The organism is Synergistaceae bacterium (genome assembly GCA_017444345.1).
Classification (GTDB): domain Bacteria; phylum Synergistota; class Synergistia; order Synergistales; family Aminobacteriaceae; genus JAFUXM01.
This window is the reverse complement of record JAFSWW010000095.1, coordinates 1-24,923: the sequence shown is the minus strand read 5'-3', so window position 1 is coordinate 24,923 and position 24,923 is coordinate 1. Positions and strand designations below refer to the sequence as shown.

At 40.1% G+C, this 24,923-nt stretch carries 28 protein-coding genes; 21 read left to right on the top strand and 7 right to left on the bottom strand.

What is annotated here, in order from left to right; genetic code table 11:
* Positions 1-23 precede the first annotated feature (23 nt).
* The 6 genes from IJS99_07305 to IJS99_07280 are packed head-to-tail and all read left to right on the top strand — an operon-like array spanning position 24 to position 4,638.
* A complete protein-coding gene (locus IJS99_07305) occupies positions 24-815 on the top strand; it encodes a hypothetical protein (protein MBQ7561622.1) in 792 nt (263 codons plus the stop codon).
* Complete coding sequence (locus IJS99_07300; GenBank protein MBQ7561621.1) at positions 797-1,684, top strand: hypothetical protein; 888 nt, start codon at positions 797-799, stop codon at positions 1,682-1,684. Before IJS99_07305 ends, IJS99_07300 begins: the two co-directional genes overlap by 19 nt.
* A complete protein-coding gene (locus IJS99_07295) occupies positions 1,681-2,682 on the top strand; it encodes an NAD(P)-dependent oxidoreductase (GenBank protein MBQ7561620.1) in 1,002 nt (333 codons plus the stop codon). Before IJS99_07300 ends, IJS99_07295 begins: the two co-directional genes overlap by 4 nt.
* The gene (locus IJS99_07290) at positions 2,672-3,730 is read left to right on the top strand and encodes an NAD-dependent epimerase/dehydratase family protein (protein MBQ7561619.1); all 1,059 of its coding nucleotides are present in this window, start codon (positions 2,672-2,674) and stop codon (positions 3,728-3,730) included. The genes IJS99_07295 and IJS99_07290 overlap by 11 nt, the downstream gene beginning before the upstream one ends.
* A gap of 21 nt (positions 3,731-3,751) precedes the next feature.
* The gene (locus IJS99_07285; GenBank protein MBQ7561618.1) at positions 3,752-3,916 is read left to right on the top strand and encodes a hypothetical protein; all 165 of its coding nucleotides are present in this window, start codon (positions 3,752-3,754) and stop codon (positions 3,914-3,916) included.
* Positions 3,917-3,945: 29 nt separating this feature from the next.
* Positions 3,946-4,638 (top strand): FkbM family methyltransferase, encoded by a 693-nt coding sequence (locus IJS99_07280; GenBank protein ID MBQ7561617.1) that lies wholly within the window; start codon positions 3,946-3,948, stop codon positions 4,636-4,638.
* Between the two features lie 66 nt (positions 4,639-4,704).
* On the opposite strand, the gene IJS99_07275 is transcribed toward IJS99_07280, so the two are convergent.
* The 3 genes from IJS99_07275 to IJS99_07265 all read right to left on the bottom strand — a co-directional run bounded on the left by IJS99_07275 (position 4,705) and on the right by IJS99_07265 (position 6,560).
* On the bottom strand, positions 4,705-5,697 hold the full coding sequence (locus tag IJS99_07275; protein ID MBQ7561616.1) for a BACON domain-containing protein: 993 nt from the start codon (positions 5,695-5,697) through the stop codon (positions 4,705-4,707).
* Positions 5,698-5,814: 117 nt separating this feature from the next.
* The gene (locus IJS99_07270) at positions 5,815-6,189 is read right to left on the bottom strand and encodes a hypothetical protein (protein MBQ7561615.1); all 375 of its coding nucleotides are present in this window, start codon (positions 6,187-6,189) and stop codon (positions 5,815-5,817) included.
* 206 nt (positions 6,190-6,395) lie between these two features.
* A complete protein-coding gene (locus tag IJS99_07265) occupies positions 6,396-6,560 on the bottom strand; it encodes a hypothetical protein (protein MBQ7561614.1) in 165 nt (54 codons plus the stop codon).
* 178 nt (positions 6,561-6,738) lie between these two features.
* Here IJS99_07265 and IJS99_07260 point away from each other — a divergent pair, with 178 nt between their 5' ends.
* The 8 genes from IJS99_07260 (at position 6,739) to IJS99_07225 (ending at position 13,832) form a co-directional block, all read left to right on the top strand.
* Entirely contained in the window at positions 6,739-8,577 is a 1,839-nt protein-coding gene (locus tag IJS99_07260) for a thiamine pyrophosphate-binding protein (GenBank protein MBQ7561613.1), read from the top strand.
* A 47-nt stretch (positions 8,578-8,624) separates the two neighbouring features.
* Complete coding sequence (locus tag IJS99_07255) at positions 8,625-10,106, top strand: aldehyde dehydrogenase family protein (protein ID MBQ7561612.1); 1,482 nt, start codon at positions 8,625-8,627, stop codon at positions 10,104-10,106.
* A gap of 153 nt (positions 10,107-10,259) precedes the next feature.
* Positions 10,260-11,198 carry a glycosyltransferase family 2 protein gene (locus IJS99_07250; protein ID MBQ7561611.1) on the top strand — a complete coding sequence of 313 codons (939 nt, stop codon included), beginning with the start codon at positions 10,260-10,262 and terminating at the stop codon, positions 11,196-11,198.
* 23 nt (positions 11,199-11,221) lie between these two features.
* On the top strand, positions 11,222-12,247 hold the full coding sequence (locus tag IJS99_07245) for a GDP-mannose 4,6-dehydratase (protein ID MBQ7561610.1): 1,026 nt from the start codon (positions 11,222-11,224) through the stop codon (positions 12,245-12,247).
* Positions 12,244-12,954 carry a glycosyltransferase gene (locus IJS99_07240; protein MBQ7561609.1) on the top strand — a complete coding sequence of 237 codons (711 nt, stop codon included), beginning with the start codon at positions 12,244-12,246 and terminating at the stop codon, positions 12,952-12,954. Before IJS99_07245 ends, IJS99_07240 begins: the two co-directional genes overlap by 4 nt.
* Positions 12,951-13,091, top strand: coding sequence for an NAD(P)-dependent oxidoreductase (locus tag IJS99_07235; protein MBQ7561608.1), 141 nt, complete (start codon positions 12,951-12,953; stop codon positions 13,089-13,091). The genes IJS99_07240 and IJS99_07235 overlap by 4 nt, the downstream gene beginning before the upstream one ends.
* 107 nt (positions 13,092-13,198) lie before the next feature.
* Positions 13,199-13,408 (top strand): hypothetical protein, encoded by a 210-nt coding sequence (locus IJS99_07230; protein MBQ7561607.1) that lies wholly within the window; start codon positions 13,199-13,201, stop codon positions 13,406-13,408.
* Positions 13,409-13,430: 22 nt separating this feature from the next.
* Positions 13,431-13,832 (top strand): hypothetical protein, encoded by a 402-nt coding sequence (locus IJS99_07225; GenBank protein MBQ7561606.1) that lies wholly within the window; start codon positions 13,431-13,433, stop codon positions 13,830-13,832.
* Between the two features lie 6 nt (positions 13,833-13,838).
* Here IJS99_07225 and IJS99_07220 read toward each other — a convergent pair whose 3' ends face one another.
* Positions 13,839-15,224, bottom strand: coding sequence for a HAMP domain-containing histidine kinase (locus IJS99_07220; GenBank protein MBQ7561605.1), 1,386 nt, complete (start codon positions 15,222-15,224; stop codon positions 13,839-13,841).
* Positions 15,225-15,231: 7 nt separating this feature from the next.
* Positions 15,232-15,924 carry a response regulator transcription factor gene (locus IJS99_07215; GenBank protein ID MBQ7561604.1) on the bottom strand — a complete coding sequence of 231 codons (693 nt, stop codon included), beginning with the start codon at positions 15,922-15,924 and terminating at the stop codon, positions 15,232-15,234.
* 117 nt (positions 15,925-16,041) lie between these two features.
* Between IJS99_07215 and IJS99_07210 the strand changes: the two genes are divergently transcribed.
* The 3 genes from IJS99_07210 to IJS99_07200 are packed head-to-tail and all read left to right on the top strand — an operon-like array spanning position 16,042 to position 17,202.
* Positions 16,042-16,542: a hypothetical protein gene (locus IJS99_07210; protein MBQ7561603.1), complete on the top strand. Its 501-nt coding sequence runs from the start codon at positions 16,042-16,044 to the stop codon at positions 16,540-16,542.
* A gap of 48 nt (positions 16,543-16,590) precedes the next feature.
* Entirely contained in the window at positions 16,591-16,812 is a 222-nt protein-coding gene (locus tag IJS99_07205) for a hypothetical protein (protein ID MBQ7561602.1), read from the top strand.
* A gap of 21 nt (positions 16,813-16,833) precedes the next feature.
* Positions 16,834-17,202, top strand: coding sequence for a hypothetical protein (locus IJS99_07200; GenBank protein MBQ7561601.1), 369 nt, complete (start codon positions 16,834-16,836; stop codon positions 17,200-17,202).
* Between the two features lie 51 nt (positions 17,203-17,253).
* Here the strand turns inward: IJS99_07200 and IJS99_07195 are convergent, their stop codons facing one another.
* Both IJS99_07195 and IJS99_07190 read right to left on the bottom strand, forming a co-directional pair.
* A complete protein-coding gene (locus tag IJS99_07195; GenBank protein MBQ7561600.1) occupies positions 17,254-18,513 on the bottom strand; it encodes a hypothetical protein in 1,260 nt (419 codons plus the stop codon).
* Positions 18,514-18,815: 302 nt separating this feature from the next.
* Entirely contained in the window at positions 18,816-19,937 is a 1,122-nt protein-coding gene (locus IJS99_07190) for a hypothetical protein (protein ID MBQ7561599.1), read from the bottom strand.
* Between the two features lie 230 nt (positions 19,938-20,167).
* Here IJS99_07190 and IJS99_07185 point away from each other — a divergent pair, with 230 nt between their 5' ends.
* The 4 genes from IJS99_07185 (at position 20,168) to aspS (ending at position 24,784) form a co-directional block, all read left to right on the top strand.
* Entirely contained in the window at positions 20,168-20,926 is a 759-nt protein-coding gene (locus tag IJS99_07185; protein MBQ7561598.1) for an ABC transporter ATP-binding protein, read from the top strand.
* Between the two features lie 65 nt (positions 20,927-20,991).
* The gene (locus tag IJS99_07180) at positions 20,992-21,816 is read left to right on the top strand and encodes an ABC transporter substrate-binding protein (GenBank protein MBQ7561597.1); all 825 of its coding nucleotides are present in this window, start codon (positions 20,992-20,994) and stop codon (positions 21,814-21,816) included.
* Positions 21,816-22,763, top strand: coding sequence for an AIR synthase family protein (locus tag IJS99_07175; GenBank protein MBQ7561596.1), 948 nt, complete (start codon positions 21,816-21,818; stop codon positions 22,761-22,763). Before IJS99_07180 ends, IJS99_07175 begins: the two co-directional genes overlap by 1 nt.
* A 218-nt stretch (positions 22,764-22,981) precedes the next feature.
* Positions 22,982-24,784: an aspartate--tRNA ligase gene (gene aspS / locus IJS99_07170; protein ID MBQ7561595.1), complete on the top strand. Its 1,803-nt coding sequence runs from the start codon at positions 22,982-22,984 to the stop codon at positions 24,782-24,784.
* Positions 24,785-24,923: the final 139 nt, after the last annotated feature.

Here is a 24,923-nt window from a genome sequence, read left to right as displayed (position 1 = left end):
TTTAATAGCAGGTGCGGCAATTTATGAATAAAAATTTTTCACGTGAAGAATATCGCGAATTATACATTAAATTATTGACTCTTCACAAAGACTCTGGCATGGTACACACGGGCGGGAGTATTTCGATTCTGCCTGTGCTTTATGTATTATTTTCCGGAATATTTGACGCAAATCAAGATTTATTAATTCTCTCAAAGGGTCATACAGTTTCAGCTTTGTATTGCGTTCTTGCTTTACGGGGCTATATAAGCGACTCTGATATAAAAAATTGCTGTCAAGACGGAGTCAAACTCGGAGCTCATCCCCCTGTAGATCTCGTAAATTTTGCACCCTTTGGAACTGGGAGTCTAGGTCATGGGCTTTCACTTGCTGCGGGCTGTGCGTTGGCTAAAAATTTTATGAACGAGTCCGGGCGTGTATTCTGCATTTGCGGAGACGGCGAATTCCAAGAGGGCGCGTGCTGGGAGGCTTTAAATTTTGCGGTCTCTCATAAACTCAAAAATTTATCGCTCATAATTGACTGTAATAACTGGCAGGGCTTTGGCTCAGTAAAAAAAGTAATAGGCTATGGAATTGAAGGACTCGAGTCAAGAATAAAGGCGTTCGGTGCTGACGTTAAAAAATGTGATGTACACGATTTTGATTTATTATTCGAGAATTTAACGTGTATTAATCCTGAAGTGCCTTGTGCTTTGCTGGTAAATTCTATTAAGGGCGAGGGAATGGGAATCTATCAAGACACTTTAGAATCTCACTATATCAAAGTCGACGGACAAATTTACAAGGAGGCCTTACAATGCGCAAGAGTCTTATAAATTCGCTGCTTAGTTATAAAGATGACCCGAAATTTTGTGTATTGACCGGCGATTTAGGATTTAACGCACTTGAGCCGCTTCAAAATGTACTCGGCGAGAGATTCATAAATGCCGGAATAGCTGAACAGAATATGATTTCACTTGCTGCAGGTCTCGCAAAAATGGGTTTGCGTCCGTTCGTGTATAGTATTTCACCGTTTATTTATGCTAGGGCGTTTGAACAGATTCGCAATGATATTTGTCTTCATGATTTACAGGTTTGCTTGATCGGCAGCGGAGCAGGTTACGGCTATGGTAATTCAGGGCCGACTCATCACGCATTAGAAGATTACGGGACTCTAAGCACTTTGCAGAATATGAAAATTTTTGTGCCTTCTTTTGCTGATGATATGACAGGACTCGTGAATAATATAATAAAATTCCAGCACCCTGTTTATATAAGACTTGGCCGCGATGAGTCTTTTAATGGCGATAATTATAAACACGAAAATTTTGCCCCGTTCCGCAAATTAATATCAGGTTCTGCCGGAGTCATTCTCGTAATTGGCAACATGGCCGGGAGTGTGTTACATTTTTGCCGCGATAAAAATTTTTCTGTATGGGCCTGCGGAGTTTTGCCGCTTGAGATTAATTCAGTCCCATTTGAATTATTTAACGATATAAAGAATTGTGATACACTTTTCATAATTGAAGATCACGTAAAGACGGGCGGACTCGGTGAACAGTTCAGCGCGATTATGTTAGAGTCCGGAATTATTCCCGAAAATTTTAAAATTTTATATGCACATGGATATTCAAGCAAATTATACGGATCTCAAGACTATTATAGGGACAATAACGGCCTGAATCTGAAGGAGTTGATCAAGTGAAGAATATTATTTTAACCGGAGCTACAAGCATGTTAGGTGTGTCGCTTATAAATGAATGCATTAAACACGAAATAAATATTTATGCTCTTGTGAGGCGACATTCAGGCAAAATAAACCGCATTCCCGAGTCAAAATTTATAAATATAATCGAGTGCGATTTGTCAGAACTTGAAAATTTATCGGGACTCCCTGACTGCGAAGTCTTTTATCATTTCGGCTGGGAAGCTACGAATAAGGCCGGACGCAATGACCCAGAATCTCAAGCAATAAATATAATTCATTCAATAAAGGCAGCAAGACTCGCTAAAAAATTTCACTGTCAAAAATTTATATTCGCAGGCTCTCAAGCTGAATACGGAATTCATGAAGAGGAATTTACTACACCGGAGACTTACGCGAATCCTATTACAGCCTACGGAATCAGCAAACTGGCAGCGGGTAAATTATGCGCTCTTGAATGCAGGAATTTATCTATAAATTTCGCTCATGTCCGTATATTCAGCACTTACGGAATAAATGACAGCTCCGAGTCAATGATTATAAGCACTCTCAAGAAATTAATTCATAATGAACACTGCTCACTGACTCAGGGAATTCAAAAATGGGATTATTTATATTGTGATGATGCAGCGAGGGCGTTTTACTTACTGGGAGAGTTTGATTCTTACAAGTCAGAAATTTACTGTTTAGGGAGCGGACAATCTCAGACAATAAAATATTATATTCAGGCCATGAAAGAAATAACCGGCTCAAAATCTGAACTCGGATTCGGTGAAGTGCCTTATATAAATAATGTCCCGCCTAGTATGTGCGCAGATATTAGCAAATTGACTCGTGATACTGGATTCAAACCGTCTATTAATTTCAGCGATGGCATAAATAAAATAGTTAAAATTACTTACGGGGGGGGGTATTATCGCTTAGTAATTAATAAAGCGTCTGCCCTCTCTAATAATATTTTCACATTCACAGGGAGGGCGGCGGAGAATGCTGCGTAATTTTCTCGACAATCAAGTAATAAAATCTGATATGGCAAAAATTTATCACTCTTTCAAGAATCCCGAACGTTTGAAGGATTCAAGTTTTTATATCACAGGAGCGTCCGGAATGCTTGCTTCTTACTTGACATATTTCTTGATTTTCTTAAATGAATGCCATAATTACGGGATAAAAATTTTTGCTAATGTTCGCGACAAAACAAAGGCTCTGAATCGTTTCGGAATTTATGCAAGAAAAAAATATTTTAATTTGATTCTCGATGACGTAAATAATAATATTTCAATAAATCAACGAGTCGATTATATTATTCATGCAGCAAGCCCCGCGAGTCCTCAATATTATAATCAAATCCCCGTCGAAGTGATTTTACCAAATGTAATAGGCACATATAATTTACTTGAATACGCTAAAAATTTTCATGTTAAAAGTTTTCTTTTTTTCAGTTCCGGGAGCGTCTACGGGTCTATAAACTCATCAGCAAGCGAAAATAATATAGGCTCTATGAATTTTCTTGACAACGGGAATTCTTACGGCGAGTCAAAACGCTGCGGGGAGGCTTTGTGTCATGCTTATTTCAGCGAATATAATATACCGGCTAAATCAATAAGAATCTATCACACTTACGGCCCTACAATGGATATAGATCAAGATAAACGGGCTTTCTCTGAGTTTGTGCGCAATGTGATTAATAACGAAAATATTATCATGACCAGCGACGGAGCAGCAAGACGCGCATTTTGTTATATCACTGACGCGGTTAATGCAATGTTTCTTGTTTTACTGGACGGCCAAGCAGGAGAGTCCTATAATCTCGCAAATATAAATCAATGGCTCTCAATTAGGGAACTCGCAAATATTCTAGCTGATTTATACCCGGAAAAAAATTTACAGGTCATATATAAATCCCGCAATGATAAAGGCTACAGATTGAGTCCTGAACGAGCAGATTATCCGCCTGATATTCATAAAATAATGAGTCTAGGCTGGAGTCCTGAAATTAGCGCAAAAGAAGGATTCAAGCTCGTAATAGACAGCAGGAAAATTTAATATTTATATGGAGGCGTTATTATGGCACTAAGAGATTTACGCGCAAGTTATTTATCAGGCAGTATCAGCAAACCTGATTATCGTGAAAGCATTCACAAGTCTTTGACTCTGCTCGCTGAAATAGGCGATCTAATGGCAAATACTGATGTAAAATCAGTAAATATGACTAGGGGGGGGGGGGCATAACATGCGAATTTGATTCAGTCCCGATTAAAATGTTCGTTGATGTAAATGATATTTCTTCGCCGTGTACTCAAGCACTTTGCTTCTATGATGTTGAAGGGGATTACTCGCGCAAGTTGATAGACAGCATAAAAACTTGTAAAACTTTCTTTGATGTCGGAGCAAATGCGGGCTATTATTCTTTAATTTGCGGCAAAACTAACCCGAATGCTGAAATTTTCTCGTTTGAGCCCATTAATCACACTTATATGAAATTTTTGCGTAATATTGCATTAAATTCTTGTATTAATATTGCGGCTCATAATTTTGGATTCTCTGATCATGAGAGTACGCAGGAAATGTATTTTAACGAGTCAGAAAGCGGCGCAGGGTCTCTTAGAAATATACGAGGTACAGGCCATAAAGAGAGAGCTAATTTTATCAGGCTTGATGATTTTGTTGATTATAATAATATTTATCCTGATGTCATAAAAATTGATGTTGAAGGCTCAGAACTCTTTGTATTGAGGGGCGGAGAAAAATTTTTGCGCAATAAATCACCGGTTATATTTATTGAAATTTTGCGTAAATGGTGCCGGGCGCTCGGTCATGAGGCTTGCGAAGTATTTAATTTGCTTCATGATATGGGATATACCGGCCATGTAGTGAGAGGCTCAGAGCTTGAAGTCATTGACGAAATTAGAGAAGATACACAAGATACAAATTTTGTATTCATGAAAAAATAAATTTTTATGAGTGAAAGCGGCTATAATTTCCTGATATTACGCTTATAACTATAGCCGCATAATAAATTAATTTCCTGATTGACTGATCTTAACTGTGCATTTTTCGCCGTCGCTCGCTGTGATGATTATATTTGCATTGCGTATTACTCCCGTAGTGTTCTCTGCTACGTCATATAATATAGCAACAGGTGAGTCGCCGGTTCCTTCACCGCTCGTGTAATTAAAACTTGTGATCCAGTCTTGATCGGCTGTTATCTCCCAGCTTTTATCGGATAATAAATTAAATGTTCCCTGACCTGCTGATTTTGTGAGATTTACATTTGCGCTGTTATTTATTGCAATATGATGCGGCTTATCAAGCGTCAAGAAAAATTCATTATTTACCCAGTCATATGAATAATCGTCCCTGCTGTGATGATACCAGAGAATCCAGAAATGTTTGCCGTTAGTCTTGCCGTCCATAAAGCTATACATTGCGCCTATATTGAGTTTATTATGAGTATCCCAGTAAACGGGCTTTACTGCATAAATCCAATCTATATGGGCTGTGTGAGTAGTTCTTGATGCAGTTGTCGCGTTTACTTCCTGATAATCATCAGTTAGATTTATATGATCTTCTCCGTCAGCAGGCAAAGAGAATACATAAGCCCATCTCGCAGTGCTTAAATTATCTTCGAGGCAGCGATTATTAACTACATAGTCATAAATTGTCGTAGTGTCAGTAGTTGAATAGCTTACTCCGCCGGAAAAACTCCCGCTTGCATTTGTGCCGCTGAAGCCTATACTCCCGCTAAAATTATGGGTAAATCCTTCTGAATGAGTCCTTGAAGAGTTCAAAGTTTCGGGGCTGTGCTGAATAATTGTAACGTCGTCATTATGTGCCGAGTCACTCACACTGTGAGACCAGTAAAGCTGGCGTGTGTAGCCTGAAACATGATTACTTTTGTAGTTATCTCCGCAAATTTCCCGGTTAGTTACGTCCGCAAATTGATTAGATGGATTTGTTGTGCTGTTGAGCTTGATTAAATAATAGTCCGTCCCGTCAGCAAATGAATGCACAGAATAGACAGTATAATTTAATAAATTCGGCCGGTTCGGGTAATAGTCCCATTTGTATTCGCCGCTTGACGTATAAGTGAAACTAAATTGATAATTCTTGCCTGCTACAAGGTTCGTTCAATCTTCCGTGCTGCTATTGAATTTATTATCCGGCAATATATCAAGACTTACTACCCACTGCAAGAAATCTTTTACCCTGTTCCTGTTGAAATCTTCACGCGTGAATTCAGGCGGCAAAATGTCCGATTTATCCCCGCTGATTTGATTCGTAATTTGTTCGTCATTGCTGATATTAATATTTACACAGTCATGATCTTCGGGTTCTTCGTTATCGCTGCTATTTTTCGTTAAATTGCTGAGATGAGGCGTTGTATAAATAAATGTCTTGTCAAGTCCGCTAATTTCGCGCTGGGATATTGCAAAAATTTCTACGTTAGAATTATTTTGATTCGCAGGGGCTGTATATTTATTATTGACTCCGAGTAGACTCAAGCATTCATTAATTCGTGATTCATTTGCATATATAAGCCCGATTGTATAGCCGTTCTTGAGTGCGTCAGATAAATTTATATCAGTGTCCGTGAAATTTGATTCTGATGTAAATAAAATAATTTTGCCGCCTATATTCTGACCTTTAAGCGGGGGATTAAGACTTTGCTCTGAAATAATTTCGTTGAGTATTGCAATATGGTCATTGCTTATAAAAAATTTTTCGAGGTCTGAGCCTGTCTGTACTTTTTCGCCTGAGTCATCATTATCAGGTTGTAGAATAGTGCCGCCGCCCCCTCCGCAGCCTCCTGAAAAATCGCAAATAGCAGTGACGCAGCAATTAACGAGAATATAAAAAATTTCTTACTTGACAATTTAATGCGCCTTCTTTTCGTGAAAAATTTAGCAAATTATATAATAGAAATATTCTTACTTAGAGTCTAAGTATTTAACGCGTTGACTAAAAATTTTTTTGAGTTATATTTTATTCACATATCATAATTTCATGAAAATTTTTATATCTTTAATCTTTAATAAGGAGGATTTGTCAGTATGAGCAAAAAATTAGTATCTGAGCTTATAACCGATTACCTCGAACGCAGGGGAGTAGAATATATATTTGGCCTTTGCGGTCATACTGTAATTGGAATGCTTGACGCACTTTCACGCAGCAAGAAAATTAAATATATATCAAATCGTCATGAGGCTGTAGCTTCAACTGCTGCGGACGGTTATGCGCGGGTAACTCACAAGGCTTCTGTTGTAATGTGCCACTTAGGCCCGGGAATTACGAACGTTTTGACCGGTGTAGCAAATGCCGCATTTGATTCGATTCCTATGGTAATTTTTGCCGGAGATGTTCCCAGTTATTATTACGGCAAGCACCCTCATCAAGAAGTCAATATGCACGGAGACGCGACTCAATATAGAATGCTTGAGCCGGTTTGTAAACGCTGTTGGAGAGTTGACGACCCCGAAGCACTGCCCGATATTCTTGATAAAGCATTCAGGCTCGCTGAGTCAGGCCGCCCCGGACCCGTTTTAATTGACATGCCTATGGATATATGGTCGCGCGAAATTGAGTCGGACTTATTTGCACGCACTTATAATGACAGTCATATAACTATGAAGCCGGCACTTGATCCCGCAGCAGCAAAGGAAATCGCTAAAAAATTAGTCGAGGCAAAGAGTCCCGTTATTCACGCAGGCGGGGGAGTCTTACTTGCTCAGGCATCTAATGAACTGGCAGCACTCGCAGAATTTCTTGATATTCCCATTTCACGGACTTTAATGGGTCATGGCTGTGTCAGTGATTTACACCCATTAATGATAGGTCAGACGGGATTCTGGGGACTTGCTCATACTCATGAATTCACGTTAAATGCTGATGTAATTCTTGCGCTCGGTACACGTTTTGCGGAGGCCGACTCCTCAAGCTGGTATCAGGGAGTTACATTTGATCCGTCAGTTACTAAATTTTTGCAGATAGATATAGACCCGTCGGAAATCGGCAGAAATTACCCCGTTGAAATTGGAGCAGTAGCAGATTTGAAATTAGCACTCGCACAAATATTAGACGAAGCAAAGAAAATTTGCCCGAATGGAATCAAACGAGAAGGACTCAGAGAGAAAATAGCAAAGGCAAAAGAAGAATTCAAAGCCTCAAACGTTGCAATCTCGAATGATAGTCGATTCCCTATGACTCCGCAGAGAATCCTTAAAGACTTGAAGGCCGCATTACCTGAGGACGCGTTAATTTTCACCGATGTAGGCTGGAATAAAAACGGAGTCGCCCAGCAGTATGACATTACAATCCCCGGAACTGTTCATCATTCGTCAGGACTCGCAACTATGGGATTCGGGGCGAGTGCAGTATTAGGCGGCAAAATTGCGGCTCCTGATAAAATTTGTCTTGCTTTAATCGGCGACGGCGGATTTGGCGTAAATCCCACTTGTATGGCTACAGCAGTAGAACAGGGAATCGCCTGCACATGGCTTGTTATGAATAATTGCGCATTCGGAACTATAGCAGGACTTGAGAACGCAAATTATCATACTAAATTCGGGACAACTTTCCAGACTCCAAATGGTGAAGTCTATTCGCCAAACTGGGCAGAAGTCGCTAAAGGTTACGGAGTCGAATCAATCCGCGTTAATTCAGCTGACGAACTCGCCCCCGCACTCGCAAAAGCCGTTGAAGCTAACAAAGCCGGCCGCCCGTTCTTAGTCGAAGCAATTATGGAAAATATCGCAGTCCCGACTCCCGGATGCTGGAACATTAACGATATTTACACGCCTAATGATTTAGTCAAGAATGGCAAGCTCGTAAAGAAGGACTCAGACGGAAAATATATTCCGCCCAGTCATGCAAAATCGCACATAACAAAGTAATATATATATAATTATTTCATTCTTAAGAAGGGAGAAATTTTTTAGAAATGGCACATCATGAAGTAACACCCGAAGAAATAGCAATGCTTGAAGAAATGGTCAAGAAAGCAAAGGCAGCCGCAGCAGTAATCGCAACTTATGATCAGGAACGAGTCGATCATCTTTGCCGGGCAATTTGTGCAGCATTATATCCGCTCAAAGTATGGGGGCCGATTTGCGACGAGGCAGTTGACGAGACTAGACTCGGCGATAAAGTTACAAAACGTAATAAGCGCAACAAGTTAAAATTAATCCTGCGTGATTGTTTACGTCAAAAAAGTGTAGGCATAATCGAGTCAAATCCTGAAAAAGGTCTCGTGAAATATGCTAAGCCCGTCGGAGTCATTGCGACTCTTGTACCGACTACAAATCCCTGCGTAACTCCTGCAGGCCAAGCAATTTACGCCGTCAAAGCCCGTGATGTCCTTATCTGCTCACCTCATCCCAGAGCGAAAAAAGTTACTTGCAAGACAGTAAATATTATTCGCGGAGTTCTCGAACGTGAAGGCGCACCAGCTGATATTATTCAAGCAATTGAAGAGCCGAGCATTACTCTTACTCAGGAATTAATGAAGATGGTCGACATGGTAATAGCAACAGGAGGCCGCCCGATGGTAAGATCTGCTTATTCTTCAGGAGTTCCGGCTTATGGATCAGGCGCAGGAAATTCTACGGTCATAGTAGACAATACAGCAGACACCAAGGAACGCGCTTATGAAGCAGCAATGAATACAAGAATATCAAAGTGTTCAGATTTCGGCTCAGGGTGTTCGTGCGACGGAAATTTAATCGTTCATGAGTCAGTCTATGACAATTTTGTCGAGGGCTTAATCAAAGAGGGCGCATATATTCCCACGTGGGAACAGGCCGAAGCCATTAAAAAAGTTATGTGGGACGAGACAGGACACAGACTCCCTGACACTGTAGCTATATCTGCGCAGGCACTTGCGGAAAAAGCCGGCTTCACGATTCCTGCTGACCGTAAATTTATAGCAGTTCCCAATAACGGCCAGAAAGAGGGCTTTACGATTAATAACGCAGACGATATTAAAAAATGTATCGGCAAAGAACATTTCTTCTCGACCGAGAAATTAACGACTCTATTAACGCTATTCAAATACGGCGGAGAGTTCCAGACAGCACTTGACATTATGCAGGAAATTTTTGACAAGGCAGGCGGTAAGGGACATTCTTGCGGGCTTTACTCGTTTGATGATGATCATATTCACCGTCTCGGAATGTGCGCGCCAGTATCACGCTGTATGATTCGCCAGCCTAACAATCGCGGCAATGCAGGAAGCGCAACAAACGGAATGCCTCCTACTAACTCAATGGGCTGCGGGACATGGGGCGGAAATATCGTAAGCGAAAATATCACGTTAAAACACTATATGAATACAACGTGGGTAGCTCGTCCTATTCTTGAAGATATGCCGTCATTACAAGCTCTATTCGGTGAATTCTATCAGGACGGAATGGACGAAGAGTAAAATAAATAAAATTTTTCGCGGACTCGGAGTAAAATCCGGGTCTATTTTTATATGAAGCATAAATATTTAACAAAATACTTGACCTTATCAACGAAATAAGAGAATATACAAATATTTTATTAGAATAAATTTAGATAGGAGCAATCGCAGCGCATGAAAAAAATTAGTGTCGTTATTCCATGTTATAACGAGTTTGAAAATGTTGTCCCTATGAGCGGGGCCGTTACAAATATTTTAACAAGTCAGCTTAATAATTACGATTACGAGATAATATTTATAGATAATAATTCTACGGACGGGACTCGTGGACTTTTGCGGCAAATCTGCTCGGACAATCATAAAATAAAAGCTATCTTCAACGCAAAAAATTTCGGTGATTTGAATTCTCCCTATCATGCTTTAATGCAAACTAGCGGAGATTGTGTTATATTATGCGCCTGCGACTTTCAAGATCCTGTCGAGCTAATTCCCGAAATGGTAAAATCATGGGAAGAAGGCAATAAAATTATCGTCATGCAGAAATCTCACAGCAAAGAGAATAAATTAATGTATTTCTTGAGATCATGTTATTATAAATTCATGAAAAATTTTTCTGATATTCAACAAATAGAACACTTCACGGGATTCGGACTCTATGATAGGTCATTTATTCAAGTTTTACGGGATTTGAAGGATTCAGCTCCATTTTTGCGCGGTATAGTTGCGGAACTCGGCTATAAAATTAAAATCATCAAATATACCCAGCCAAAGAGACGAGCAGGGAAGAGCCATCATAATTTTTTCACGCTTTATAATGTCGCAATGAAGGGATTTACAGCCTATACGAAAATGGGACTCAGGGCGGCTACTTTTATGGGATTCTTAACAGGTTTTGCGAGTCTCTTAATCGGAATATTTTATCTCGTGTCAAAATTAATCTGGTGGGACACTTTTAACGCAGGAGTCGCGCCGATATTAATAGGCATGTTCTTTCTGGGTGCTGTTGTGTTAATCTTTCTCGGACTAATAGGCGAGTGCGTAATCAGCATAAATCACAGACTCATGAATCGCCCGCTTGTAATCGAGGAAGAACGCATAAATTTTGATAGTTAATGACAGTAGGCATATTTTATTGAATGAAAATTTTAATTAACGGGGGCTGCGGTTTTCTAGGGAGTAATTTGGCCTCTGCAGGTCTTGAACGGGGCTATAATATCACAGTCCTTGATAATTTATCGCGCTACGGGTCAGCAAGTAATCTCGAATGGCTGAAATCTAAACCGGGCAATTTTACATTTATTCACGGTGATACAAGAAACCGCAACGATGTAGAACGAGTCATTAAGTCCGGAAAATTTGACGCAATATTTCACTTGGCCGGGCAGGTCGCAATGACTACTTCAATTTCTGATCCGTATAAAGATTTTCAGGTCAACACGCTGGGAACTCTGAACGTACTTGACTCCATAAGGCTTTACAGTCCTGATACTGTTATGATTTTCTCGTCAACTAATAAAGTTTACGGCGATTTAGAGCAATATAATTATTACGAGAATGAAACGCGCTATATTTGCCAAGAATTCCCGGACGGCTTTAATGAATCTGTGCCGCTTGATTTCAGATCTCCATATGGCTGCTCAGAAGGTGCTGCGGATCAATATATGCTCGATTATCATAGAATTTTCGGGACAAAGACAATAATATTCAGGCACTCTTCAATGTACGGAGGCAGACAATTCGCGACTTATGATCAAGGCTGGGTCGGATGGTTTTGCGCAAAGGCTCTCGAACGGAAAAAGAATCCTGACTCAGAACCTTTTACGATTTCAGGCAACGGCAAACAAGTCAGAGACATTTTACACGCTGAAGACATGATAAATCTTTATTACACTGCGCTGGAGAATTCCGAGAAAATTTCAGGTCAAGTATTTAATATCGGCGGAACTATGAAGCAATCTCTTTCACTGCTTGAGTTATTCGCAATTCTTGAGTCAAAACTTGATGTAGAATTACAATATACACAACTCCCGCCGAGAATAAGCGATCAAAAAATTTTTGTTGCTGATATCAGCAAGATTCATAATGCTATAGGCTGGGCTCCTAAAATTACTGCTGACAATGGAATTGATAAAATGCTCAAATGGGCGGAGGCTCTTATATGATTGAGCTTTCTATTATGATGCCTTGCTATGAAGAGGGCGAGAACTTAAAAATTTTACTGCCTAAGATTAATAATATACTCAAAAAATTTATATTTGAGTTAGAAATTATTATAGTCGACACAGAGACTCCGAAAGATTCAACTCCTGAAATCTGCGCAGAATTTGAAAACGTGCGTTATATTCCCAGAATCGGCGGCAATAACTACGGCGACGCTATAAGAACGGGCATAAATTCATGTTCAGGAAAATATATTATTATCATGGACGCTGACTCATCGCATAATCCTGAAGATATAACACGGCTTTATGAGACAGTTACTACAAAAAATTTTGACGTTGTAGCCGGTTCTCGTTACACAAAGGGAGGCAGCACGGACAACCCTTTTATTTTGCGCTTAATGTCAAGAGTCCTGAATATCTGCTATAAATTTTCATTCGGGCTGAAGATTCATGACGTGTCAGACAGTTTCAGAATTTATGACGCGGCCAAACTCAAAGCTATAAAATTAACGTGCGATAATTTTGACATAGTAGAAGAAATATTAATCAAGCTCGTTAAAAAATTTCCTGACGTAAAAATCGCAGAGATTCCCATATCATTCAATCAAAGACTTTACGGGGAGTCAAAGCGCGATTTATTCAAATTTATATGCTCGTATATTGCCACTATGTACAGACTCAAGAAATTGCAAGGTGAATCAATATGAGAATTATTTTATTAGGTGCGACGGGGTATTTAGGCTCAAATATTGCAGCTGCATTAATTAATTCCGGCCACGAACTGACAGCAATAATCCGCGGCCAAGTTCAAACACTGCAAAACTCGATAAACGCGCGAAATTAATATTAAATGACTCACACGAGATCGAGAACGAATTACAGCGCGCAAAATATGACTGGGTTATTAATTCAGCATGTGTATACAAGCAAAATGACTCGTTTTATTATGACATGTTAGATGCAAATTTATTTTTCCCCGCGAAAATTCTAAACTTGGCCGCAAAATACAAAGTCGCAAATTACATGACAATGGGAACGAGTTTACCCGATAAATTTAACATGTACAGTTTCTCAAAGTCTCAATTAGCGAGTCTTGGGCAATTCTTCAGCGAAAACGAGAATCTATTAAACTTTATTGAGCTTAAACTCGAAATGTTTTAAGGCGAATTACGTAATTTACACAATGGGGGGGGGGCAATTCACGCAAGAACCTTCAGGACGATTTATTAAAAGCAGCATTCTCAAATTAATAAATAATTCTCCCCTGAAATTAACGCAAGGACTTCAGAAACGCGATATTATTCACGTTGAAGATATAATCAATATAATAAATAGGCTCATTCAAGCAAATTTTACGGGCTTTCACGCTTTACCCATAGGAACGGGCGAAAGTCATTCAATCCGTGAAATAATAGAATTCTTACACAGTCAGACTCATTCAAAATCTATTCTCGAATTCGGCGCAATACCTTCACGAACCGGCGAACCTGACACGCTCGCTGATATAAGTTGGTACGACAAAATAAATTATAAGCTCAAGCACTCATTTTTTGAGGGACTCGCGCTTGAGTGCAATAACTCATAAAAATTTTTACGGGAGAGGCAACGAAATTTTAAAGCAGCTCCCTTCACCTTTCTTGCTAGTAACTGAAATTCTCCCCCCGTGAGCTTCAACTGATGCCTTTACTATTGCGAGACCGACTCCGCTGCCTCCTGTAACTCTTGCGCGTGACTCGTCAGTCCTGTAGAATCGTTCGAAAATGTTCGGCAAATCTTTATCTGATATTCCGATTCCTGTGTCGCTTATTTCGATAATTGCATTATTATTTTCGCGATATAACTTGCAAGCAACACGCCCGCCCGAATTCGTGTATCTATTAGCATTTGAAAGCAAATTATCTATTACATGTCTGAAGCTGTCTATATCGATTTCACACAAGATATTTTCTGATAGTTCGCTGTAAAAATTTATTCCCGATTTCTCAAACAGGGGCGCAAAACTCTCAAGAACAGGCTCAAGAAATTTTTTCATGTTCACAATTTCAGTGTGAATCGCCAGAGTCTCACCTTCTAAGCGCGTCAAAGTCTCAACATTTCCGATTAAACCGCTGAGTCTCTGCATTTCACTCACACAAAGATTTAATCTTTCAGGAGTCGCGTCAAGAATCCCGTCAGAAATTGCCTCGATCTGAGTCATTACAACCGTTAAAGGAGTCTTTAATTCGTGCGCAACGTCGACCATTAAACGCCGCCGTAATTTTTCCTGACCTGCCAAAGATCTCGCTAAATCCCTGACTCCTTTTGTGAGTGCGTCAAGTTCCCGGATCCCTGAAGATTTTAGAGTCTCTTCTGAATCATATTCGCCCCGTGAAATTTGCCTAGTTCGTTCGATTGCCTTTAATACCGGCCTGCTGAGTCGACCTGCAACAATATAGCCAAGTCCGCAAGCTGCCAGAATCATTATAAACGCTCCTGCCAAAGTATAGCGGGTCAAGTAACTTATAAATGAAGCCTCATAACGTCCGGACGGGAGTCTGCGCACAATTTCAAGACTGCCTATAATTTTATTATTTGATTCAAGATTTAATGTGAATCTCTCTAATTCTCTTTCACGGTTGACTCGTTGCTCTGAAATTTCCTGACTTCTTAATCTTGACGTTCTTATTTCGGGGACTCTGGGCGGCATGGGACGCAATGTGAAAATTTCTCGGCCTTCTGAGTCTTTCAGAGTGATAATCATTCCGAACCATTGAGGGGCTGGGTGTAAGATGTCCATAACTCTGCGGCGTTCCCAGACTCCCCCTTCTTCATTGTAGAGTTTTATCAGCGAGTCGCTTAAATTTTCCAAATCGGCCTGCCGTCTGTCAATCTGATAATTTCTGAAGGCGTTTGCGCTGAGTCTGACTCCCAGTGAAGGCACAACAACACCGCTTAATACAGCAAGCAATACATAAAGCAGCAAAAAATGTGAACGCAATGATTTATTATTTCTCATCATCGAGTCTATAGCCGAATCCGTATATAGTTTTGATCCAGCCGTTTTCGTGTCCCGGCTCTGCTAATTTCTTGCGCAAATTCTTTATATACGTGTCAATAGTCCTGTCAAAGCCGTCATAATCATCACCGAGTGCCGAGCGTATTATTTCCTCGCGTGACCAAGTTCGCACAGGTTTTGAAGCAAGAGTCGAGAAAATTAAGAACTCGCTTTTAGTTACAGGAATTACGACTCCATCTTTGCGGATTTCTACACGTTCGGGGTCAATTTCGATTCTGCCGTCCGCACAAGTTCCCGACGCTAAATTATCGCGAATCTCCCGGCCTTCTCTAGGTCTTAACTGTGCACGGATTCGAGCCATTAATACGCGTGGACTGAAGGGTTTTGCTACATAGTCATTTGCTCCTAAGTCAAGACCTGACACAACATCGGACTCGCTGCTCTTGGCCGTAAGCATTATAACGGGAGTATTTGATTTCTCGCGGATTCTCCTGCAAACTTCTTCACCGTTCAATTTAGGCAGCATTAAATCAAGAATGACTAAATCAGGCTGTTCACTGTCAAATAATTTCAAAGCCTCAACTCCGTCAAATGCGCATATAGTATCGAGTCCCTCGCGTTTGGCATAAGCACTTACTACTTCAGAAATAGATTTCTCATCTTCAACGATTAAAATTTTCATGATTTATATATTACTCCTTCACAAATTTTTCATTTATAATTCATATGACGCTCATATTTTACTGTTATTTTATCAGCGTTGAAATTAATAATTAATATAAACAAGGAGGTTCAAAAAATGAAACGTACTCTAGCAATAATTTTAGCAGTAATAGCAGTCGGAAGTGTTTTATTTGTCGTTGAGTCTGCAAATGCTAAAGAGTCAGCGATGACGGCTCTAACTGGTAAAGACGGCAAGACAGACGCAGCTCACATATATGCACCTGCTCCGAGACCGCCGAGATTCGCACCCGGCCCAAGATTCAGACCCGGCCCGCGACCAATGCCCGGCCCACGTCCCGGTCCGAGATTCGCACCGCCGCCTCATAGACCACCGGAATTTGTACGACCGCGACCTGTACCGCCTCCGCCTCCACCGCCGCCGCATGGACCGAGATTTGGCCCACGACCCGGCCCGCGATTTGGACCCGGCCCGCGACCAATGCCAAGACCTGCGCCGAGATTTGCACCGCCCCCCAGCCCTCGTCGTCCTCCGCACCCACTTCCGAGACCCATGCCCGGACCACGCCCAGGACCTAGACCCGGACCCGGACCTCGTCCAATGCCGCCGAGAAGGTAATATAATAATTGCGCTATAACATGAGAAAGGAGAAATTTTTTATTTATCATGAAGAGATTTATATTAGCAGCATTTGTTATCGCATTAAGTTTGTCGACAGCTGCATTTGCTCAGGATCTATCAGGAGCAGCAAAAGAAGTCGTCAAGGAACAAGTTAAGAAGGAAATCAAGAATCAGGCAACGCAGCAAATACAAAAAAATCTTCCTTCAGCTGATATTAAGCCGCAAAAACCTTCACTCAATGACTTAACAAAGCAGCTTAAGAAGTAATAAAAGCAGGGTGATTTATTCATGAGAAAATTTGCATTATTGCTCGTGATAATCAGCGTAATGTTATTTGCGGGTTCAGCGTTTGCACACGGTGATTTTGGCCGTCATCACAGGGGATTTGACTCAATGTTCGCGCCCGATATGCCCAAAGAAATGCGCGGGAATGCAGCAGAAATCGCAAAATTATATGTAGATCTTGAGGAAGCACTAACGAGTCAGCCATTGAATAAAGCAAAGGCCCGCGAAGTTTACGGGACGATTATCAAGCTGGAACAGGAGCTGGATATTTGGGAGTTCGAGAAATATTTAGACGAGGTCGACGAATTCAATAAACAGCCTCAGCCCATCGAACCGCCCGAACCTGAATCAAATGAGATTCAGCCCGAATAACAAAACTTTATTCCCGGTCAAATAACACAATGGCCGGGATTTATTTTATATTTATCTCGTAATAGTGAATGCCTTAATACAAGCGTTTGAATTTAATTTTTTGCCATCCTGCCAGTTTATGCCGTCATGTGAAAAATAGCTTTCATGCTCGTTAATAATTGCATTATCAGAAAAATTTTTGACTCGAGTCTCAACTGGCATTGATTTATTTGACGTTTTCAGCACGACCGAAAAATATTCATTCTTGCTAAAATTTATACTTTCGGGCAAATTTACACAGTGATAGCCGGGATATTTAATATTGCCTGAAAAATTTACAAGTAACTGGCCATTTACAGGAGAGTCCGGGAATCTCTCACCGCTCGAATAAATAAATATTTCGAATTCCGTATTATTCTTAGTCGTGTAAAAGCCTATTTCCTTTAGAGTCTCTTTGCGAGTCTGAATCCTGAAAATATTAGCTGCCCACGAATATTTTAATATCCCGCAAATTCCTAGATCATCATGATAATAACAATGCAGCCTAGTTTTATCACGTTCAACTATAAAAGCAGTCCCGCCGGTTATAAATTGCTCATATGACAGCCAGAAAAAGCCGGTATTTGACCCGAAAGAATTTTTTACGAGCCATGCTCCGTTTCTTGACGGTTTAGGGCTGAAATTGTCCCGCGAAAAATTATCGTCCCAGCCTATTAATAAAGCGTCGTGATTCGTTTGCTTGCCGTTATTGTTAAAATAAGTATCTCCGTGAAAATTATTTAGCTTATGCCAGAATGATATTACTATTGCGCCGTGATTAATTATTAATTCTTTCTTGATTGAGTCCGATGGATTCTCACTAAATGACATAAAATATGCTTCTCTCAATCTCATAGGCCGTCTAAAATCTTCAGGATTATTTTTTGCAGCAAATTTTTTGACATTATCAAGATTCATGGTGTCATATCTAAAATCTTTCTCGAATGCAGGCCCCGATAATCTTGACAAGAAAGCAGACGCAAGAAATATATTACCTTCTAGGCTTAATGTCCCGTTATTATATTTTGACGTGAAATTTTTTTGTTTATTATTATCTCTATATGCATAATAAGCTAAGTGCATTTCTGACAAGTCAGGAGTCCCGCCTAAATTTTGAGTCAGCCAGTTCGACTCCATAGATCCCAGTGCCGCAAATGCCCAGCAAGGTCCGGGAATTCCCTGATGTTTAACGCTCGTGACCCGGCCAAATTCCCGCAAATCATAACGTGAAGGCAGCGCATGAGACTCTCTTACCAGCAAAAATATAAACATTATCGCAAAAAATTTTTTCATCCTTGAATCACCATGATGATATTATAGCCATATTCGCACAAGTCATAACGTGAAGGCAGCACGTGAGACTCTCTTACTAGCAAAAATGTAAAGATTATCGCAAAAAATTTTTTCATTTTTGAATCACCGTGATGATATTATAGACAAATTCCCGCAAATCATAACGAGTCGGCAGCGCGTGAGACTCTTTTACTAGCAAAAATATAAAGATTATCACACAAAATTTTTTCATTCTTGAATCACCGTTAATTATACATGCGAGTTAAATTTTATTGCGTCCTGTGAAAAATAGCTAATAATATTCATTCTTGAATCACCGTGAAAGCCTTTATACATGCATTAAAATTAAAATTTGCCCCGTCCTGCCATTTTTGCCCGTCTTCAGAGAAATAGCTTTCTCGCTCTATTATATTATCTCCTGAATAACTAACCGGCATGATTACCCGGCCAAGTTTTAGGACAACTGCAAAATATTCTCCCTGCCAGAGTGATATTTTTTCAGGAAATTTTACAGTGTGATAGCCTGCAAGCTCAAATTTTCCGGATAAATGAGCCTTCATTATTCCTGACACGGGCGAGTCCGGGCAAATATTCCCGCATTCATAAAAATATAAATCCCAGTTCATATTATTTAACGGGGTATAGAAAGCCGCTTCACTAAAATATTCTAGATCTTCACGGACTCTGAAAATATTTGCGGCCCATGAAAATTTTATAGACTCGTTATAGCCCAGCTTGTCATGTAAATAAATTCTCGTGTCAGGATTAAATTTTTCAAGAATAAATGCCGCCCCGCCCCTGATATTCTGCTCATAGGGAGTCCAGAAATATTTATTATTTGCTTTTATGAGCCATGCCCCTTTTTGAGCCGGTCTCGGTGTGAAATAGTGCAGCGGGAAGTTATCATCCCAGCCGATAATTAAGACGTTGAGATTTATATTTCTCCCGTGTGAGTTGTTGAAATATGTTATAAATTTTCCGCGCTGATCAAATTTTCCGGAATCTAAATAAATCCCTGCGTAAATTGCCCCGTGATTCATGATTAATTTTTTGCGGGTCTCAGTGCTTATAAAATCAGGATCGAACGGCATAAATCGCGACATGTAATATACACTTTTCAAGCGCAGATTATATAATTCCGGCATTCTTGATAAAATTGCAGTTGTCGTAAATTCGTCGTTGAATTCTTGAGCGTTCAGGATTAAATTTTTTTGCGATAAATTAATGCTTGTATCATGATATTGAGTCATAAAATTTGACTCTAAAGCTCCTACAGCAGCAACCGCCCACGAGTCAGAGCCAGAATCTCCGGAAATATTTATTTGCGAAATCCGAGACTCAGCGCGTAAATCATAACTCACCGGCAGGGCTTGAGCTTTTACACCAGCAAGAAATATTATTATTAAGACAATAAATTTTTCCAAGTTATAAATCATCTCCGTATATAATCATTAAATTTTTTGTTAATTATATAAATTTTTTTGCATGTGCGGGGGATAAATTTTGCGGGCGGGACTCACTTTGCGCGGGGGATAAATTAATATTTCAGTTTTTCAGGTTATAACAGGCGGGAATTTGAAAATTTTTGCGGCGATTCTGTCTCAATCAGGCATTAACAGAAATAAAAATTTTAGGTCATGTATAATCTTGACTCATGAGAGAAATTTACACAATAAAAAATTTATTTGCTAATTACGGGAATAATTTAGTCCTGAAAGATTTAAATTTTTGCATAAATTCCGGCGCGTTATTCTCATTAATCGGGGCAAATGGCAGCGGTAAGAGCACTCTTTTACGAGTCTTGGCCGGTTTAAAATTTTATTCAGGCAGCGTGAAATTATTTTCTCATGAAGTCAGCAAGTTTAACAGGAAAAATTTTGCCCGTTCTGTAAGTTTTGTGATGAGCGATAAGAATTTCAGGCCGTCATATTGCTTCAGTGTTCGTGAAATTATTGCACTTGGCCGGCTCCCATATAGAAAACTTTTCTCACACTTGAATGATATAGACGAGAATTTAATTATACAAGCTGCTGAAATCATGAAAATTTCTCATTTACTGGGACGCGAAATAACTTCATTATCAGACGGAGAAAGGCAATTAACTTTTTTAGCGGCTGCACTTGCTCAAGACACGGAGATTTTATTACTTGACGAACCTACAAGCGCATTAGATCCGGGTAAGGCTGCGGGAGTCTTTGAGATTTTGCGCAATCTTACAAGCAAGGGCCGAACGATCATTACAGCGAATCACGACATAAATTTATCGCTTGAGTACTCAAATTATTATATAGGCATAAGGAACGGCGAATTAATTTCACTTGACAAGAGCGAAAATATTACACCTGAAATCCTGCATAAATTATATAATTCTGAATTCGTCCCGTCTGAAATGTGGCGCGCTTTACCTGAATGATATTATATTTATAGAAGGAGTGATTTATTATAAGACGTTATTTTTTTGCGAGCCTAATTATTTTCTTGTTAATTTCGCCTGTGAATGCTCAAAATTTGCGGGTGATTTCACTATATCCCGGGCATTCTGATAATATTTTTGCGCTCGGAGGTGAAAATATTTTAATTGCCCTGTCAGAAAATGATGATGTTGATTTACTGCCTAACTTGCCGCGAGTCTCTATCAGGTCGGGAGCTGAAAAAATTTTATCGTTGAGTCCTGATATAGTAGTAACTCGGACTTTTGCTCAGAGAATTAACCCGAATTTATATAATATTCTCGAACGCGCCGGAGTAAAAATTATCAGTCTTGATCCGCCTAACTGGTCAGACTTCCCGGAATATTTGCGAATTCTAGCAAGCGAGTTAAATTTGAATCCTGACTCGGCAATAAATAAATTGAATAATATTCGCGCTGATATAAGCAGACAAGCTGAAAGAATCAGGACAAAGCCGCGAGTCTTCATTGAGGCAACTTCACGAGAAATTCACACATGCGCTCCGGACTCATGGGCAGCGAATTTAATAAAACTTTCAGGCGGAATAAATATAGCTGATTCTGTTCGGCCTTTGCGTTCGGGGAGTTCAATAGCTCCATTTGGACTCGAACGTGTGATAAAATCTCTCGCAAATAAAAATCTTGATATTTATATAATTCAGACTGGAGCAATGAATAATACGACTCTGAAAGATTTTCACTCAAGACACTGGGCGGGGGCGTTGAAAAATGTCAAAATATGCGAGATCCCGGAAAAATATTTAAGCCGGCCGTCTTTATTAGGGCTTGAGAAGGGCGGGAGAATGTTAATAGAAATTTTTGCAGAATCACAGAAAGGGGAGCAAATAAATTAATGCCGGGTAAATTACAGCCTGATATATTGCGTAAAAGCGTCTTAGATTTCACAGGAGCTAAACGGGATGATTTATTAGTCGGAGGGGGACTCGGTGAAGACGCTGCATTAATTCGCGTAAATAACGGGATTCTTGTTGCTGCTTCTGATCCTGTAACAGGTGCGGAGAAAAACGCCGGAAAATTACTCGTACACGTTAATGCGAATGATCTAGCCTGCAAAGGTGCCGACCCTGCTTGGCTTATAGTAACGCTTATAATTCCTGACTCAATGGGCGTTAAATTTATCGAGTCAATTATGCGCGAAATTCACGAGTCATGTAAAGAGTTAAATATCTCAATAGCTGGCGGACATACTGAACTCACAAATAAATATACACAGCCCGTTATATCAGCCACTATGCTGGGAATGACGAAATATAATTTAAGCGCGAAAAATATTCGTGAAGGCGATAAAATTTTATTGACAGGCCACGCGGGACTTGAAGGAATGAGCATTCTTGCACAGGATAAAGAAAATTTATTTGCTGAGATATTTACTCAAGACGAGATAAAATTAATTCAATCATGGAGCAATAATCTATCAATTATGAAGCCTGCTAAAATTTTGCGGGAATTCGCGCGTTATATGCATGACCCTACAGAAGGCGGCTTAAACGGAGCATTATTTGAGACTTCAGGAGGCTGCGGAATGGGAATAAAATTTTTTGATGATTCAATTCCTGTGCATGAGCTAACAAGGCGGGCTGCGAAAAAATTAAATTTTGACCCGTTAAATTTAATCTCGTCGGGAATGTTATTAGCTGTTATTTCTCCGGTGAAAGTGAAAGCCGCTCAAGAAAAATTAAACGCTAATAATATAGATTCAAGAATCATAGGCGAATTTGACTCAAGCGCAAAAAATAATTTCTCGACTCACGAAGAATTATGGGAGATTCTAGCTCGTTAAACTGCAAATTTTACAGCTACATTTACAGCTACAGAAATGTGATTTAATTTAAGTAATCGCAACACTTCACAAAGCTAAAAATTTTTGTTATATTGCAATTTTTGACTCGCAATTTTTCGCTAAAATTTTCTCGTTAATTCTTGCTGAAATCAAAACAGGCTATAATATGCACCGTAAAATAAAAAATTTTCATGATGACATGAAAGGATGTTACAAATTTGGCGAGAATATTTGATAAAACTTGGCAGAGAACGAGTCTTTGCGGCTTATTCACTGAGTCAGACGCTGGGCAAGAAGTCCGCGCAAATGGCTGGGTTCGTGCACGAAGAGATTTAGGCGGAATTATATTTATTGAAATATGGGACTGGACGGGGCCGATTCAAGTCGTGTTCAATCCTGAAGCCGGAGAGATTCACAAGATGGCTGCGGCTCTTAGAAATGAATATTGTGTAGCTGTTAAAGGCAAAATGCGAATCAGACCTGAAGGAACAGAGAATCCGGAGCTTAAAACAGGAAATATTGAAATTGTTGCGAGCGATTTTCTTGTTATGTCTAAGGCCAAGCCTCTCCCGTTTGAAGTAGGCGACGAGACCGACAATGTTGACGAAAATATAAGGCTGAAATATCGTTATCTCGACATGAGACGAGAGAAAATGCAGAAAAATTTACGTACCCGCGCAAAAATTAACGCATTCACAAGAAATTATTTAGCTGAACGTGATTTTGTAGAACTTGAGACTCCCATGCTCACTAAAGCAACACCGGAGGGCGCAAGAGATTATCTAGTTCCCAGTAGAGTCAATCAAGGCTGCTTTTACGCGCTCCCTCAGTCCCCGCAGTTATTCAAGCAAATTTTAATGATAAGCGGCTTTGATAGATATTATCAGATTGCAAGATGTTTCAGAGATGAAGATTTGCGAGCAGACAGACAGCCCGAATTCACTCAAGTTGATATCGAAATGAGTTACATAGTCGAAGATGACATTATGAATTTAATCGAGGGCTATATGAAGGGATTATTTAAGCTGATTCGTGGAGTCGACATTCCTACGCCTTTCTTGAGAATGCCTTACTGGGAAGCTATGGACAGATTCGGCAGTGATAAACCGGATTTGCGCGTAAAATTAGAATTATGTGATTTAGCAGAGGCATTTAAGAATTCAGGTTTTGAGCCATTCAAGAAAATTTTAGAATCAGGCGGAGTCGTTCGCGGGTTAAGACTTCCGGGCGGTGCTGCTCTCTCACGTAAAGAAATAATGGATCTTGAAGCCCGTGCTATTAAACTTGGAACATCAGGACTCGCTAATTTCTTGTATAAAGACGGAGGACTCAAAGGCCCTCTTGTGAAATTTTTGACTCCTGAAGAAGTCGACAAAGTCCGTGAACTCGGACAAATGCAGCCCGATGACGCATTATTTATTGTTGCCCATGCTTCACGGGGTAAGGCCTGCGAAATTTTAGGGACATTGAGACTCGAACTTGGCCGGAGCCGTGCAGATTTATTTGACAATTCGCCCGATAACTGGAAATTTTTATGGGTTACTAAATTCCCCTTATTTGAGTGGAGCGCGGACGAAAAACGCTGGGTAGCAATGCATCATCCGTTTACTTCGCCTGCACTTGATGAAGATCCCGACATGATGGAAAATGACCCCGAACACGCACTGGCACGCGCATATGATTGTGTTCTTAACGGCAACGAGGTCGGCGGAGGTTCTATAAGAATTCACGATCCTGAAATTCAAGCGAGATTATTTAAGTGTCTAGGCATTACCCCCGAAGAAGCTAAAAGGAGATTCGGATTCTTTCTTGACGCTTTATCATATGGAACGCCTCCGCACGGGGGACTCGCACTCGGAGTTGATAGACTCGTTATGCTGCTTTGTGAGGGGAATTCTATACGCGATGTCATGGCATTCCCGAAAACTCAGAAAGCACAGTGCTTAATGTCAGGAGCTCCCGATGTTGTCGAACAGGAAAGGCTTGACGAGTTAGCTATAAAAGTTGTTAAGGACGAATAAATTAAATTTGTTTGTTAATAAATCCCTCTGTGTGATAGAATTCATGCGGAGGGAATAAATTTTTTAAGTATTAAGGAGGTTGACAAGAATGAAAGAATTTGCGTATAATGTCGCAGGTCGCAGGTCGCAGGTCGCAGGT

Coding starts and splice junctions, on each gene's coding strand:
- IJS99_07240 (MBQ7561609.1), top strand. CDS start 12,244: ATGATTGAGCTTTCTATTATGATGCCTTGCTATGAAGAGGGCGAGAAC.
- IJS99_07175 (MBQ7561596.1), top strand. CDS start 21,816: ATGCCGGGTAAATTACAGCCTGATATATTGCGTAAAAGCGTCTTAGAT.
- IJS99_07225 (MBQ7561606.1), top strand. CDS start 13,431: ATGGGGGGGGGGCAATTCACGCAAGAACCTTCAGGACGATTTATTAAA.
- IJS99_07195 (MBQ7561600.1), bottom strand. CDS start 18,513: ATGAAAAAATTTTTTGCGATAATGTTTATATTTTTGCTGGTAAGAGAG.
- IJS99_07260 (MBQ7561613.1), top strand. CDS start 6,739: ATGAGCAAAAAATTAGTATCTGAGCTTATAACCGATTACCTCGAACGC.
- IJS99_07210 (MBQ7561603.1), top strand. CDS start 16,042: ATGAAACGTACTCTAGCAATAATTTTAGCAGTAATAGCAGTCGGAAGT.
- IJS99_07280 (MBQ7561617.1), top strand. CDS start 3,946: ATGTTCGTTGATGTAAATGATATTTCTTCGCCGTGTACTCAAGCACTT.
- IJS99_07250 (MBQ7561611.1), top strand. CDS start 10,260: ATGAAAAAAATTAGTGTCGTTATTCCATGTTATAACGAGTTTGAAAAT.
- IJS99_07285 (MBQ7561618.1), top strand. CDS start 3,752: ATGGCACTAAGAGATTTACGCGCAAGTTATTTATCAGGCAGTATCAGC.
- IJS99_07185 (MBQ7561598.1), top strand. CDS start 20,168: ATGAGAGAAATTTACACAATAAAAAATTTATTTGCTAATTACGGGAAT.
- IJS99_07255 (MBQ7561612.1), top strand. CDS start 8,625: ATGGCACATCATGAAGTAACACCCGAAGAAATAGCAATGCTTGAAGAA.
- IJS99_07290 (MBQ7561619.1), top strand. CDS start 2,672: ATGCTGCGTAATTTTCTCGACAATCAAGTAATAAAATCTGATATGGCA.
- IJS99_07245 (MBQ7561610.1), top strand. CDS start 11,222: ATGAAAATTTTAATTAACGGGGGCTGCGGTTTTCTAGGGAGTAATTTG.
- IJS99_07235 (MBQ7561608.1), top strand. CDS start 12,951: ATGAGAATTATTTTATTAGGTGCGACGGGGTATTTAGGCTCAAATATT.
- IJS99_07200 (MBQ7561601.1), top strand. CDS start 16,834: ATGAGAAAATTTGCATTATTGCTCGTGATAATCAGCGTAATGTTATTT.
- IJS99_07215 (MBQ7561604.1), bottom strand. CDS start 15,924: ATGAAAATTTTAATCGTTGAAGATGAGAAATCTATTTCTGAAGTAGTA.
- IJS99_07305 (MBQ7561622.1), top strand. CDS start 24: ATGAATAAAAATTTTTCACGTGAAGAATATCGCGAATTATACATTAAA.
- IJS99_07300 (MBQ7561621.1), top strand. CDS start 797: ATGCGCAAGAGTCTTATAAATTCGCTGCTTAGTTATAAAGATGACCCG.
- IJS99_07205 (MBQ7561602.1), top strand. CDS start 16,591: ATGAAGAGATTTATATTAGCAGCATTTGTTATCGCATTAAGTTTGTCG.
- IJS99_07230 (MBQ7561607.1), top strand. CDS start 13,199: ATGTTAGATGCAAATTTATTTTTCCCCGCGAAAATTCTAAACTTGGCC.